The sequence below is a fragment of the Micromonospora sp. NPDC049044 genome (assembly GCF_040649215.1).
Taxonomy (GTDB): Bacteria; Actinomycetota; Actinomycetes; order Mycobacteriales; family Micromonosporaceae; genus Micromonospora.
Genome location: NZ_JBEZFA010000025.1, coordinates 59468 through 72274, shown reverse-complemented (window position 1 = coordinate 72274; position 12807 = coordinate 59468). Strand labels below are relative to the sequence as shown.

At 70.3% G+C, this 12807-nt stretch carries 12 protein-coding genes; 6 read left to right on the top strand and 6 right to left on the bottom strand.

Annotation, left to right across the window (positions count from 1 at the left end):
- Positions 1-39: 39 nt before the first annotated feature.
- The 5 genes from AB0B85_RS21105 to AB0B85_RS21085 all read right to left on the bottom strand — a co-directional run bounded on the left by AB0B85_RS21105 (position 40) and on the right by AB0B85_RS21085 (position 4450).
- The gene (locus tag AB0B85_RS21105; RefSeq protein ID WP_357409758.1) at positions 40-858 is read right to left on the bottom strand and encodes a class I SAM-dependent methyltransferase; all 819 of its coding nucleotides are present in this window, start codon (positions 856-858) and stop codon (positions 40-42) included.
- Entirely contained in the window at positions 855-1937 is a 1083-nt protein-coding gene (locus AB0B85_RS21100; RefSeq protein ID WP_357409818.1) for a glycosyltransferase family 4 protein, read from the bottom strand. The genes AB0B85_RS21105 and AB0B85_RS21100 overlap by 4 nt, the downstream gene beginning before the upstream one ends.
- Positions 1937-2335 carry a 6-carboxytetrahydropterin synthase gene (locus AB0B85_RS21095; protein ID WP_357409756.1) on the bottom strand — a complete coding sequence of 133 codons (399 nt, stop codon included), beginning with the start codon at positions 2333-2335 and terminating at the stop codon, positions 1937-1939. The genes AB0B85_RS21100 and AB0B85_RS21095 overlap by 1 nt, the downstream gene beginning before the upstream one ends.
- A 2-nt stretch (positions 2336-2337) precedes the next feature.
- On the bottom strand, positions 2338-3321 hold the full coding sequence (locus tag AB0B85_RS21090) for a dehydrogenase (protein WP_357409754.1): 984 nt from the start codon (positions 3319-3321) through the stop codon (positions 2338-2340).
- Positions 3322-3469: 148 nt separating this feature from the next.
- A complete protein-coding gene (locus AB0B85_RS21085) occupies positions 3470-4450 on the bottom strand; it encodes a DUF2804 domain-containing protein (protein ID WP_357409752.1) in 981 nt (326 codons plus the stop codon).
- Positions 4451-4751: 301 nt separating this feature from the next.
- Here AB0B85_RS21085 and AB0B85_RS21080 point away from each other — a divergent pair, with 301 nt between their 5' ends.
- Positions 4752-6080, top strand: a complete 1329-nt coding sequence (locus tag AB0B85_RS21080) for a hypothetical protein (protein WP_357409750.1) — start codon at positions 4752-4754, stop codon at positions 6078-6080.
- A 61-nt stretch (positions 6081-6141) separates the two neighbouring features.
- Here AB0B85_RS21080 and AB0B85_RS21075 read toward each other — a convergent pair whose 3' ends face one another.
- Positions 6142-7965, bottom strand: a complete 1824-nt coding sequence (locus tag AB0B85_RS21075; RefSeq protein ID WP_357409748.1) for a glycoside hydrolase family 35 protein — start codon at positions 7963-7965, stop codon at positions 6142-6144.
- Positions 7966-8083: 118 nt separating this feature from the next.
- On the opposite strand from AB0B85_RS21075, the gene AB0B85_RS21070 reads away from it, so the two are divergent.
- The 5 genes from AB0B85_RS21070 (at position 8084) to AB0B85_RS21050 (ending at position 12665) form a co-directional block, all read left to right on the top strand.
- Positions 8084-9061: a substrate-binding domain-containing protein gene (locus tag AB0B85_RS21070; RefSeq protein ID WP_357409746.1), complete on the top strand. Its 978-nt coding sequence runs from the start codon at positions 8084-8086 to the stop codon at positions 9059-9061.
- A 148-nt stretch (positions 9062-9209) separates the two neighbouring features.
- On the top strand, positions 9210-10532 hold the full coding sequence (locus AB0B85_RS21065; RefSeq protein WP_357409744.1) for a carbohydrate ABC transporter substrate-binding protein: 1323 nt from the start codon (positions 9210-9212) through the stop codon (positions 10530-10532).
- A gap of 70 nt (positions 10533-10602) precedes the next feature.
- Positions 10603-11577, top strand: a complete 975-nt coding sequence (locus AB0B85_RS21060; protein WP_357409742.1) for a sugar ABC transporter permease — start codon at positions 10603-10605, stop codon at positions 11575-11577.
- A gap of 10 nt (positions 11578-11587) precedes the next feature.
- Positions 11588-12466: a carbohydrate ABC transporter permease gene (locus AB0B85_RS21055; protein WP_357409740.1), complete on the top strand. Its 879-nt coding sequence runs from the start codon at positions 11588-11590 to the stop codon at positions 12464-12466.
- Between the two features lie 19 nt (positions 12467-12485).
- The gene (locus AB0B85_RS21050; RefSeq protein WP_357409738.1) at positions 12486-12665 is read left to right on the top strand and encodes a hypothetical protein; all 180 of its coding nucleotides are present in this window, start codon (positions 12486-12488) and stop codon (positions 12663-12665) included.
- The last annotated feature ends 142 nt before the right edge of the window (positions 12666-12807 follow it).

Genomic DNA, 12807 nt, shown 5'->3' with positions numbered 1-12807 from the left:
TCCACTTGCCCTAGTCCACGTACCCAGGCAGTGAACGGTTCATCCACCCGCGAGGAGGTCACTGTGCTCGACAAGCACGGTGAGCCGGCCGGCCGCCGCGTCGGCCAGCCGCCGCCGGGCGTACGCCTCGGCCGGGCCGGCCAGGTCGGCACGCTGCGCGCAGGCCGCGCCCACCCAGCCCCGGAACCACTCGGCGGCCAGGTCGGCCTGCGCCGGGCCGAGCCGCCACGGGCTGGGCCGTTGCCGCACGCTCACGCCGCGCCGGGCGAACGCGGCGGCGGTGGCGGCGACGGCGTCCGGGCCGAGCAGTCGGCGGCCGTCGACGGTACGCCGCTGGTGGTCGTTGAACGCGGCCTCGACCGCCGCGTCCAACGGGTCGCCCGGGGTCAGTCGCACCCGACCGGTCACCGAGACGGCGAACAGGGTGGGCCGGCCGACGCAGGCGGCCACCACCCGTTCGATCTCCTCGGCGGTCAGCATGTCCAGCAGGGCGGACGCGGTGACCAGGGAGGCCTCGGCCAAATCGGCGGCGCTGAGCCGGGTGAGGTCACCGCAGCGGGTGCCCACGGTGACCGGGGCGCCGTCGGCGGCGACCACCCCGGTCATGCCCTCGGCGGCACGGGCCAGCAGGTCGGCGTCGCGGTCGTGCAGCACCCAGTGCTGCGGGCCGGGCAGCCGGGTGGCCAGCCAGCGACTCATCGAGCCGGTACCACTGCCCAGGTCGTGGATGACTGTCGGCGTGGTGCCGGTCAACCGGGGCCGGACCGCGTCCAGCAGTTCCTCGGCCCGCGCCGCCGCGTCGGCCGGCTCCCGCAACCGCAACCAGTCGGCGAATGGCAGGGTCTCCTCGACGGTCATGCCGCCACCTCCTCCAGCACGGCGGTCAGCGACGCGGCTGTCACTGTCCAGTCGGTAAGGGTGTGCCGCCGGCCGACAGCCGCCCACCGCAGCCGGGCGCGCAGCAGTTCGTCGCCCAACCACCAGCTCAGCGCGCCGGCCAGGGCGGCCGGATCGTCCGGTGGCACCAGCAGCCCCGGTAGGTCGCCGTCGGCGGTCCGGCCGAGCGCCTCGGGCAGACCACCGACCTGGGTGGCCAGCACGGGCAGGCCCCGGGCCAGTGCCTCGGTGACGACCATGCCGTAGGTCTCGCTCCGCGAGGGCAGCACCAGCAGGTCGGCGTCGGCGTACGCGGCGTCGAGCGCGGCACCGGTGAGCGGGCCCGCCAGCCGAACCCGGTCGGCGAGGCCCGCGCCGACGAGCCGCTCGCGCAGCCGGCGTACCAGCTCGGGTTCCCGGGTCAGCGTGCCCGCGCAGACAAGCGTCCACGGCACCTCGGCCAGCACCGTCAACGCGTCGACGAGCACGTCGTGGCCCTTGTGGTGGGTGACCGCGGCCACGCAGAGCAGCCGGTTCCCGGCGGTCGAGCCGGGAGGCGCCAGCGGAGCGGCGGTCACGCCCGGCGGCGCGACCCGAATCCGGTCGGGGCGCAGCGGGTGGCGCAGGAGCAGGCGGCGGCGGGTCCACTCGCTCGTGGTGACGACGGCCCGGGCGGCGGCCAGCGCCCGGCCCTCCGCCTCGTCGTCGAACGGCATGTGCACGAGGACGACCAGGCGTAGCCGTCGGGCGTGCGGGACGAGCAGGTCCGGCACGCACGAGGCGAGCAGACCGTCGAGCAGCACCACGGCGTCGTCCGGCGCGGCGGCGAGCACCGCGGCCAGTGCCGCCCGGTCGGCCGGCTGAGGGCTCGGCCAGGTGCCGGGCACCGCGTGCTCGCGTACCGCCCAGCCACGCTCGCCGAGCCCCACGCAGACGCGCCGGTCGTAGGTGTTGCCGCCACTGGGCGTGGCCGGGTCGTCGATGTCGCCGGGCAGGACGACGTGCACCGTACGGCCGGTGCTACCCGGGCCGGCGGAGGGCGTCGCCCGACCCGCGTCGATCACAGTGACCGCTCGTAGCTGGCCCAGGCGACGTGTGACTCGTGCAGGGTGACGGTGATGCCCGCCAGCGCGCGTGCGCCGGCGCCCAGGTGGCCGGCGTGTACGCGCTCGGCCAGCCGGTCGGCGACCGTACGGGCCAGCACCTCGGTGGTGGTGTTCACCCCGGCGAAGGCCGGCTCGTCGTCGAGGTTGCGGTAGGTCAGCTCACCCAGGACGGCCCGCAGCTGCTCGGTGGCCAGGCCGATGTCGACGACGATGCCGTCGGCGTCCAGGTCGGCGCGGCGGAACGTCGCGTCCACCACGAACGTCGCCCCGTGCAGGCGTTGGGCCGGACCGAACACCTCGCCGTGGAAACTGTGGGCGATCATCATGTGATCCCGAACGGTCACGCTGAACACTGTCACTCCCCGTCGTCGTAGGTGATGAGGTGGCAGAGCGCGGGCAGGTCGCCCGCGCTCAGTCTGGCGAGCACGTCGGGCAGCTCCGCGAACCGGGACGCGCCGGTGATCAACGCGTCGAAGGCCGGATCGTCGAGCAGGTCCAGGGCGAGCGCCAGCCGGTCGGTGTGACTGCGCCGTCCCCGCCGGGCGGGAGCGACCATGCCCACCTGGCTGCTGCGGACGGTGAGCCGACCGGAGTGGAACGACCCGCCAAGCGACACCTGCACCTGGCGGTCGCCGTACCAGCTCAGCTCGATCACCGTGCCCTCGGGCGCGAGCAGGTCCAGGGCCTGTTGCAGGCCGGCGCCGGTGGCGCTGGCGTGCACGACCAGGTCCCGGTCGCCGCTCGCCTCGGCCGGTTGGGCGAACCCGACGCCGAGCGCGCCGGCCACCCCGGCCCGGCGGGCGTCGATGTCGACAAGCTCGACCTGCACGCCGGGAAACCGGGCGAGCAGGGCGGCGACGCAGCAGCCCACCATGCCCGCGCCGATCACCGTGACCCGGTCGCCGACCAGCGGCGCGGCGTCCCACAGGGCGTTGATCGCGGTCTCCACAGTGCCGGCGAGCACCGCGCGGGCCGGCGGCACCCCGTCCGGCACCGGCACCACCGCGGTGGCCGGCACGACGTACGCGCTCTGGTGCGGGTGCAGGCAGAACACCGTGCGCCCGAGCAGCTCCGGCGGACCCTGTTCGACCTCGCCGACACTGAGGTAGCCGTACTTGACCGGGCCGGGGAAGTCACCCTCCTGAAAGGGCGCGCGCATCGCGGCGTACTGGTCGACGGGCACCCGGCCGGCGAAGACAAGCGTCTCGGTGCCCCGGCTGACCCCTGAGTAGCGGGCCCGGACCAGCACCTCGTCCGGGCCCGGCGTCGGCAGCGACACCGGCCGGATCTCCGCCGCGCCGGGCTCACGCACCCAGCAGGCGTACGCCTCGCGGTTCACCGTCGCGCACCTCACCTCTTGCTCCGGGCCGAACCGACGGCCATGCCTCAGTGCCCCGGTCGGGGTCGTCGATCATAAACACGGAGGTGGGGTGTCCACAGTTCGAAGCGGCGCGCCGATCGGACGGATCGGGCATCTGGCGGAGCCACTACCAGCGGTTGCGCGCCTCCTCGGCCCAGCCGACGAGCCCGTCGAGGCTCACCGTCGTCCCGTCGTCCGTCTTTGCCCAGCCGGAGAAGTGCCCGAAACACTGGTGCGTCTCGTTCGCGACGACACCCAGGTTGGTGCGGGCCACCTTTTCGTGGAACGGCTGGAACTCGGCTTCGACCCGTTCGCCGCTGATCCGCCACGGGCGACGCCAGTCCGACCGGTCGTAGGTCCAGCGCAGTTCCTCGCCGATCTTGTGCAGCCGGCCGTCGACGAACAGGCAGTTCTCGGTGACCCCGGTGCCGTCGGTCCACCGACCCCCGAGCTGGATCGCCCGTCCGGGTGCCACACCGGCGGCCCAGTTCCACGTGATCGAGTACGGCCATCTGCCGCGACCGTGGTCCAGCACGGCGAACGCGTCCGGCCCGCCGATCTCGTACGTCTGGCCGTGCAGTTCCAGCGTGCCGAGAACAGGGCGGCCGAGGTCCTTGACCGTGTACTGGAATCGCGTGGGGCTCCACGGCACGACCACGCCGAGCGACTCGTGACCGGCCGGCAACGGCACGTCCACCTCCAGCCGTACTCCGGGGGCGCTCGCCGAGATGGCGGTGCCGTCCGGCCGCTGAGCGATCCGGATCGTCAGGCCACCACCCTGTGCACGAGCCTCGCCCACGCCGCTGCGCGGCGGCAGCACCGTCCCCCGCGCCAGCGGCACCACCACGTCGGCCTTCGTCTCGGTGCCGCTGTCCCGGTCGAGCACATAGACGCTGTGCACACCGGCGTAGTCCAGTGACGAGGCGACCAGCCCGATGATGTGCCGCGGCGTCACGATTCCCCAGTACTCCCACCGCTTGGTCCGGCCCCAGCCACGCAGGTTCGCGGTGTGCAGCGGGCGGCGGGTCCAGCCGACCGCCGCGGGATTGAGCCGCCCGTCCGGTTGGCACAACTCGACAGGCGAGACCAATTCACGTTCATGCGTCACGAGCTGCACGATAGCCGCCGTCTCCCGCCGGCTTGACTGGCACATTGATGCGCCCTACGGTCATACGACATCGGACATAGGATGTCTAAAAATGTAGTGCCTGTGTCGACTCTGGGTGGTCCTCGACGGCCGTAGTGGGGACGGCACCGTCGCGGGCCTGCCCGAATCCACCCGTACCCCGATCGCAACAGCTGCCTCAGCCCGGCTGGCTGCGCGTGGCGTGACGCTGCGCCACAGAGTCCGGGCGGCCACGGGCAACGGCGCCCGTGGCCGCCCGGCACCCCTCGAAGGAAAAGGACCCATGAAGACGTCTGCCCTTGGCCGCATCGCTCTCGCCACCGGCATCGCCGCGCTGACCGCCGGCATCCTCCCCGCACCGGCGCACGCGGCCGCCGCCCCGGTGAAGCGCAAGATCCTCCCCGTACTGGTGGAGTTCAACGACGCTTCCTTCCAGTTCCCGGACAAGGTGAAGGCGTCCACGCCGGACACCTACTTCGGGGCGAAGAGCGACTCGGCCGCGTCGTTCCTGTCGGAGGTGTCACGCGGGCAGTACACGGTGGTACCCGCCGTCCCGGAGCAGTTCCTCGGGCCGATCAAGCTGAATCTCAGTGCCGCCGGCTGCCCGCAGGGCAAGATCAACGAGATGACCCGGGAGGAACTCACCAAGCGGGGTCTGGTCGCGGGCAAGGACTACGAAAGTCTCTCGATCGTCTTTCCGGCGCAGAAGACCAACTGCCCCTGGGCCGGCCTTGCCAGCGTGCCCGGCCCGACCACCTGGATCAACCTGTACGGCACCGCCAGTGGCATCGACGTCGTCGGACACGAGCTGGGACACAACCTGGGCTTCGGTCACCAGGGTCGCTTCCTGTGTACCGGCGGCAACCTGGGTTCGTGCAAGTCGGAGGGCTCCAGCTACAAGAGCATCATGGGCGCCGGCTATCGGGCATCCGGCTTCTCCGCGCCCGAGATGATCCACGCCGGGTGGCTCAACGGCGGGGCGTCCCAGAAGGTCACCAAGTCGGGGGTCTACACGCTGCGCTCCCTGCACGGCAAGGGCAGCGGAGTCCGCGCCCTGGACATCGCCCTGGGCGGCGACCGGCTCGTCATCGAGTACCGCCACGCGGCCGGCAACTTCGACGCGAAGCTCGAGGGCGTCCACGCCTACCGTGTCCCCAAGGGCTCCTACGGCGCATCGTCACTCATCGACACCACGACGGCGGACAAGACGGCCGCCAACAACGCAGCGCCGAACACGGACGCCATCACCAAACTGACGGACAAGGCGAGCAAGCTGTCCGTCGCCGTCGTCTCGTCCGGCGGTGGTCAGGCCAAGGTCAAGGTCGCGCTAAACGGTGATTCGCTCGCTGCCGTCGGCGCGGATCCCTCGAAGTCCCCGTCCCCGTCTCCCAGCGCCACCCCCAGCCCCAGTGCGAGCGCCAGCGCGAGCGCGAACGCCGCCACGGAGGCCGAGACCGACGGCTCGGAGCCGGACACCGACTTCGACTCCGCGGATCTCGCCGCCGCCGACGGTGGTTCGACCGCAATGCCGCTCGTCGCCGGCGGGGGCGCCGCGCTGCTCGCGGCCGGCCTGGGACTCGTCCTGTTGAAGCGTCGCCGCAAGCGCGCCTGACCGTTGCGCCGGGCCCGGTCGACCGCTGACACGGCGGGCGACCGGGCCCCCGATCAGACGGTCATTCGAACTCCTCCACGTATTCCTCGGTGGGGCCCAACTCGGGCCGGTCGCGCAGTTCCAGGACCGGGCCGAGCCGGTCGGTCTCCAGCACGACGACAGTGTTCTCGCCGGTACGCAGCAGTGGTGCCGGGCAGTAGAGGGTCACCTGCGGGCCGATGTCCCAGTAGCGGCCGAGCAGGAATCCGTTGACCCAGACCAGGCCGTGCACCGAGCCGGGCAGGGCCAGGAAGGTGTCGGCCGGCTCGTCGATGTGCACTGTCGCGACCGCGAAGCCCGCGCCGGTGCCGGCCGGTCCGGCGGTGGTCGCGAGGCGCAGGTCGTCCGGCGTCCACTCGGTCAGGGCGATCGGCGAGCTGGTCCAGCCGTGCACGATCCGGCGGTCGACGAGCACCGGTCCGAGCAGACCCTTGTGCTGTCCGACAAGTGGGCCGTAGTTGATCCGGCCGAGGTTCTCGACCAGGACCTCCAGGCGCACGACCGCCCCGGTGCCGCGGATCGGCACCTCCGGGTGCTCGGCGTCGGCCACGCCCACCGGTACGCCGTCGGCGAGAACGACAGCCCGGTCGCGTACGTCGGTGAGGATGATGGTGTGCTCGCCGGTGGGGATTCTCGGGTGGGCGGTGAGCAGCACCATCCCGGCGTCCAGACCGAGCTGCTCGAAGGTGGCCGCCCGCGGGCCTGTCGACTCCGGTGCCGGCACGGCGCGCAGACCGGCGATCAGGTCGGCGCGGTGGCTCAGCGGCACCCGCGTCGGCGGGAGCACCGGCATCCGCTCGGGCACCCGCAGCGGCCCGGTCGGGCCGAGTGCCGCGCGCATGGCGTGGAACTTCGCGGTGAGTGCGCCGTCCTCGGCGATCGGCGCGTCGGAGTCGTAGCTGGTGATGGTGGGCTGTAGCCGGCCCCGGTCGGCGTTGGCGCCGGCCCACAAACCGAAGTTGGTGCCACCGTGGGCCATGTAGAGGCTGACGCTGCCGCCCTCGCCGATGATGCCGTCGAGAGTGCGTACTGCGCTGTCCACCGCGCGGACGTGGTGCCGCTCGCCCCAGTGGTCGAACCACCCGTTCCAGTACTCGGCGACCACGAAGGGTTCGTCGGGTCGGCGCTGGGCGAAGAGGCTACGCGCGGCCTCGGGCTTCGAGCCGAGAGTGGCCGCGGCGAGGGTTCCGGGCACCGTGCCCGCGTCGTGCATCAGTTCGGTGGGGCCGTCGGCGGTAAACAGCAGCTCGGTGATGCCGCGAGCGACAAGGGCTGAGCGATTCCAGCGCAGGTACGCCTCGTCGTCTCCGTAGCTGCCGTACTCGTTCTCGACCTGTACCGCCACGACCGGTCCGCCGGCATGCGTCTGCTGCCGTGCGATGCGGGGGATCAGCTCGTCGAACCACCGCTCGACCGGCCGGATGAACGCCGGGTCGGAGCTGCGCAGGACCACGTCACGCGCAGTCAGCCAGGCCGGCAGGCCGCCGTTGGACCACTCCGCGCAGATGTACGGGCCGGGCCGCAGGACGACGTCGAGGCCTTCCTCCCCGGCGAGCGCGATGAACGCCTCAAGATCGTGCCAGCCGTCGAAGCGGGGTGCGCGGTCCGCGTGCGGCTGGTGGAAGTTCCAGGGCACGTACGTGTCGACGGTGTTCAGACCGAGGTCGGCCAACCGGCGGATCCGGTCGCGCCACAACTGCGGGTGGACCCGGAAGTAGTGCAGGGCGCCGGAGAGGATGCGGTGCGGGACGCCGTTGCGGTAGAGCTGGCGGTCGCTCCAGCCGAGCGCGGGCGATGGTCTGGTCGACGATGTCACTGTGCTGCCCGGCCGGGTCGTCTCGATCATGGCGGAAGCTTATGTTACCCGTGCCATTCGTAACAATGGCGCTAGGATGCCGCCGTACCGGGTTCTCAGGAGGGCAGGGCGGATGACCGAGGCGACAATGCGTGGCAAGCAGCCGAGCATGGCTGATGTGGCACGCGCCGCCGGTGTGTCGGCACAGACGGTCTCGCGCACGCTGCGCGACTCGCCCAACGTCAACGCGGAGACTCGACGCCGCGTGCTCGACGCCGCCGAGCAGCTCAGATACCGGTACAACGGCGCACCCCGGCTGCTGTCCTCGGGACGCAGCTTCACCCTCGGCCTGGTGCTACTCCAGGCCGGCGGCTACTACTCACGCTCGGCGGTGACGGCCGGGGTGGAGGCGGCGGCCGGTCAGGCGGGCTACTCGGTGAGCATCGCGACCCTCGCCGAACTGGACACCGCGCTGATGGAGAAATCCCTGCTCAAGCTCTCCGACCAGGGCGTCGACGGCATCATCATCGCGGTCCCGCTGATCTCCGTGACCCAGCGGATGGAGGACATCACGCGGGACATTCCGACAGTCACCGTGGACGGCTCGCGCACCACCGGGGCGCGGGTGCTGGGCATCGACCAGCACGAGGCGGGGCGTACGGCCACCCAGCACCTGCTGGACGCGGGACACCGCCAGGTGTGGCACGTGGCCGGGCCGGACGAGTGGATCGAGGCCCGACAGCGTCGACAGGGCTGGCAGGAGTGCCTGGCCGCCGCCGGCATCGACGCGCCACCGGCGCTGGAGGGCGACTGGTCGCCTGAGTCCGGCTACCGCCAGGGGCAGATTCTGGCAATGATTCCCGAGGTCACGGCCATCTTCGTGGCCAGCGACGAGATGGCGTTCGGCGTGATCAAAGCCTTGCGGGAGCGCGGGCGATCGGTGCCGCAGGACGTGTCGATCGTGAGCGTGGACGACATCGAGCTGGCCGCGTACTGCCACCCGCCGCTCACCACCGTCCGGCAGGACTTCTACAGCTCAGGGGCTGCCGCCGTCGCGCTCCTGCTCGGCACCGATCCAGATGGCGAATCGCTGACGCAGGCGAGCCTGATCGTCCGGGAGTCCACTGCGGCGCCGCGGTCCCGCTGACCGTTGGTATCGACGCACCGTTCTTGACGGCTCATGTTACGGGTGCCACAGTAACAACGCGCGGCCCGCCCAGCGATCTAGCGGACCACGCCCCGTGCACGCCGCCGACTCCCGCACAGTTGTGCGCACCGCCCATGGAGGACCCCCCATGTTGAGAAAACCCATAGTCCTAGCGGTCGCCGTCACGACGGCGCTCAGCCTGCTCACGGGCTGCTCCGGTGGCGACGAGAACGCCGACGGCAAGAAGACTCTGAAGATCGCGGCCTTCGAGGGCGGCTACGGCCGGGACATGTACGTGCAGGTCGTCGACGCGTACAAGGCGAAGCACCCCGATGTGGACGTACAGCTGCAGCTCTCGAAGACACTCGAGGACGAGATCAGCCCGAACATGAAGGCCGGCAAGTTCCCGGACGTCGTGGTGCTGCCCCAGGGCCGCAAGGCCGCGCTCGCCGAGACGCTGGTGAAGGACAAGGCGCTGGAAAACCTCACCGACGTCCTGGACATGACAGTGCCGGGCGAGCAGACCACGGTGCGGGCCAAGCTCGCCGACGGGATCGTGGGCAACCTCAGCACGAACCCGTACAACGACGACAAGACCTACCTGATGCCGATGTACTACGCGCCGACCGGCCTGGTCTACAACAAGGGCCTCTTCGCGCAGAAGGGCTGGCAGGTCCCCGCCACGTGGGACGACATGTTCAAGCTCGGCGACACGGCCAAGGCCGAGGGCATCGCGCTGTTCACGTACCCGACCGCGGGCTACCTCGACTCGTTCTTCTTCGCGCTGCTCGCCGACGTCGGCGGGGACCAGTTCTACAAGGACGTGATGACCTACTCCGACGGCGTCTGGAAGACCCCCCAGGCCCGCCAGGTCCTGGACATCACCACCAAGCTGCTCAGCTACGCGGCGAAGACCACCGTCGGGTACGCGAACGAGCAGGACTTCACCAAGAACCAGCAGTCGCTCCTGGACAACAAGACGCTGTTCATGCCGAACGGCACGTGGGTCGTCGGTGAGATGAAGGACGCGCCGCGCGCGAGCGGGTTCGAGTGGGCGATGGCTCCGCTGCCGGCGGTCAGCGCCGGAGGCAAGCGCTACCTGACCACTATCGTCGAGTCGGCCTGGGTGCCGAGCGGAGCCCAGAACAAGGACGCCGCGAAGGACTTCGTCGCGTACCTCTACTCCGACGAGGCGACCGGCATCTTCGCCAAGTCCAACGCGATCCAGCCGGTCAAGGGCATCGCCAAGACGCTTCCCGCCGAGATCGCCCCGTTCTACCAGCTCTACGAGGACCCGACCGTCACCGCTCTGGTCGGCGGCTTCGCCAGCACCGCCCCGGTCGAGGGCGTGAACATCAAGGGCACGCTCTTCGACACCGCGAACAGCATCATCAGCGGCGACAAGACGGTCGACCAGTGGCAGACCGCACTGAACGACGCCAGCGAGAAGCTGCGGCAAGCGGGCAAGTGACGCACCGGCGGCAGCCCGGTCCCGGGCTGCCGCCGATCCCCTCCCCCGCGAGAAGCAAGGACTGGTCACGGTGACGACGACCCTCACTCCACCACCAACGGGCACCAGCAGGCGTACGCCGACCCGATCCCCGGCGTCGACGCGTGGCTCCGGCGCACGCGGCCGGCGCGGCGACGGTCGGTTCGTCGCCGCCTGCCTGCTCCCGGCGCTGGGGCTGTTCGCCCTGTTCATGATCTGGCCGACCGTCAGCGTGTTCCGGATGTCGCTCTACAGCTGGAGCGGTTTCTCGGCGCAGATGAGGTTCGTCGGCCTGGACAACTTCACCAAGCTCGTCGACGACGAGCAGTTCCTCCGCGCGTTCCAGAACACCGTCGCGCTGCTCGTGGTCGTGACAGTGGTGACGATGGGGATGGGTCTGTTCCTCGCGGCCGTCATGACCCGGCAGAAGCTGCGCGGCCACACCCTCTACCGGTTCGTGCTCTACATCCCCAACGTGCTCTCGGTAGTGGTCATCGCGGCGATCTTCTCGGCCGTCTACGACCAGGAGAACGGGCTGCTCAACGGCACGCTGCGGCTGCTCTCGCTGGACGGCCTGCAACAGGTCTGGCTGGGCGACCAGAAACTGGTGCTCTATTCGGTAGCGATCGCGATGCTGTGGCAGTCGCTCGGCTACTACATGGTCATCTACATGTCGAGCATGGCCGGCATCCCGGAGGAGTTGTACGAGGCATCGGCGCTCGACGGCGCGACGGCCACTCGGCAGTTCTTCGCCGTCACGCTGCCGCTGATCTGGCAGAACCTGCGCACCACGTTGACCTTCTTCATCCTCAGCGCGGTCAACCTCAGTTTCGTGCTGGTCCGGGCGATGACCGGCGGCGGTCCGGACGGCGCCTCCGAAGTGCTGCTCAGCTACATGTACAAGCAGGCGTACACGAACTCGGCCTACGGCTACGGCATGGCCATCGGCGTGGTGATCTTCGCTTTCTCGTTCCTCGTGTCGCTCCTGGTGAGCCGCGCGACCCGGCGTGAGCCCCTCCAGTTCTAGAGGACACTCCATGACCACGATCAACAAATCCGGTCCACGGCCCGGCCGTGGCCTCACCCACCTGCTCGTCGGTGCGATCACCCTGCTCATCGTCATCCCGGTCGGCTGGGTGCTGGTGGCCTCGCTGAAGCGCAAGAGCGAGTTCTTCGGCAGCCCCTGGACCCTGCCCGAGGGCCTGCACCTGCAGAACTACGTCGACGCGTTCGGCGGCGCGCAGATGGGCCGCTACTTCGCCACGTCGGTACTTGTCACGCTCCTCGGCCTGGTCCTCGTGCTGGCGGTCTCGGTGCCGGCGGCGTACGTCGTCGCCCGGTACGAGTTCCGCGGCAAGGGCATCGTCGAGACGGCGCTGCTGGCCGGGCTGTTCGTCAACGTCAACTACATCGTGGTGCCGATCTTCCTGATGCTGGTCGACTGGGACCGCGCGCTGGTCGAGGTGTTCCCCGACGGGTTCTTCCTCGACAACCCGGCGATGCTCTCGCTGGTCTACGCGGCGACCTCGATCCCGTTCACGATCTACCTGCTGACCGCGTACTTCCGGTCGATTCCGGGGGACTTCGAGGAGGCCGCGCTGCTGGACGGGGCATCCCGGTTCCGGATCATGACGCGGGTGATGCTGCCGATGGCCCGACCGGCGGTCACCACGGTGATCCTCTTCAACTTCCTGGCGTACTGGAACGACTTCATCATCGCGCTGACGCTGCTGCCCGGCGAGGGCAAGACGTTGCAGGTCGGCCTGCTCAACCTGATGGCCGCGCAGAAGGCGGCCGCTGACCCCGGGCGGCTCTACGCCGGCATGGTCATGGTCATCGTGCCGGTGCTGCTCCTCTACGCGCTGATCCAGCGTCGCCTGATCCAGGGCATGGCCGCCGGCGGCGTCAAGGGCTGAGGCCCGAGAAAGGGATGTCATGAAGGAACCGACGCGTGCCGTGCTGCTCGTCGTCGCCCGGATTCTGGTCGCGCTCGCCTGTGTCGTCACCGTCGTGGTCGTCCGACCCACTGTCGGCTGGGGCAGCCTCGCGATCATGCTCGTGGCGCTCGCCGTGCTGATCGGTCTTCTCGCGGACTACAACCGCAAGTTCCGGTGACTCGGCCCCCCGTCGGCGGACGGGCCCGCGGCCCCCCGGGCCCCGTCACTGGCGATACCCCCCGGTCGTACGCGCAGGACAGCTCCAAGAAAGTGAACCGCTCCCCACCCCCACGGTTAGGACTCTCGATGCGCCTGTTCAG